The sequence below is a fragment of the Archangium violaceum Cb vi76 genome (assembly GCF_000733295.1).
Lineage (GTDB): Bacteria > Myxococcota > Myxococcia > Myxococcales > Myxococcaceae > Archangium > Archangium violaceum.
In genome coordinates this window covers 1-959 of the sequence record NZ_JPMI01000343.1, presented here as the reverse complement: position 1 = coordinate 959, position 959 = coordinate 1, and the positions used below count along the sequence as shown (strand labels likewise).

The following is a 959-nucleotide window of genomic DNA, read 5'->3' as shown; positions in this document are numbered from 1 at the left end:
CGTGCCGCCGCCGGGGTGGCCGTGGTGGTGGGCGCGTCCGTGTCGAAGGTGTACACCTCCGTCCGCACGGTGCTCACGTTGCCGACATTGTCCACCGCCACGAACTTGAGGGTGGTGTCGGCGGAGACGGAGATGGGCGCGGTATAGGTGGCCGAGCCCGTGTCCGGCGTGCTGCCGTCGGTGGTGTAGTGGATGGAGCCGCACCCGCTGCCCCCGCTGTTATCGGTGCAGGTGAGGGTGACGTCGCGCGCACTGTTGTAGAGGCCTCCCGCGGGGGCCGCGGCGACCGTGGGATTCACCGTGTCGATGACGTACGACTCGGTCCGCACGCTCTCCTCGTTGCCCGCCGCGTCCACGGAGAAGAACTTCAGCGTGGTGTTGGCGGAGATGGAGAGGGGGGTGGAGTACGTGCTGGAGGAGCGCGTGGGCGTGCTGCCATCCAGGGTGTAGTACGTGGCGGTGCAACCGCTGCCCGAGCCGTCCTCGCACGTCAGCGTGATGGACTGGGCCTCCTTGTAGGCGCGGCCCGAGGGGATGGCCGTCGTCGTGGGAGCCGCCTCGTCGATGCGGTAGGTCTCGGTGTGGAGGGTGCTCGTGTTGCCCACCGAGTTCTCCGCGAAGAACTTGAGGGTGGTGGTGACGGTCACGGAGATGGGCGAGGAGTACGTGGCCGAGCTCGTGCTGGGGGTGCTCCCATCGGTGGTGTAGTAGATGGCGACGCAGGTGCCGCCCGTGGCGCCCGGGTTGCAGTTGAGCGTGACGCTCTGCGCGGTGCGGTAGAGGCCGCCCGCGGGCGTGGCGGACGCCGTGGGGATCGACGTGTTGATGACGTAGGCCGCCGTCTTCACGGCTTCCGTGTTGCCCACCGCGTCCACGGAGAAGAACTTCAGCGTGGTGTCTGGCTTCGAGGGAGATGGGCGCGCTGTAGCGGGGCGAGCTCGTGGTGGGCTCGGAGCCGT

At 68.6% G+C, this 959-nt stretch carries 1 protein-coding gene; it reads right to left on the bottom strand.

Annotated features, from left to right (window positions below; genetic code table 11):
* On the bottom strand, positions 1 to 875 hold an 875-nt coding region (locus Q664_RS44515), incomplete at its 3' end, for a chitobiase/beta-hexosaminidase C-terminal domain-containing protein (RefSeq protein ID WP_200883857.1).
* Between the last annotated feature and the right edge of the window lie 84 nt (positions 876 to 959).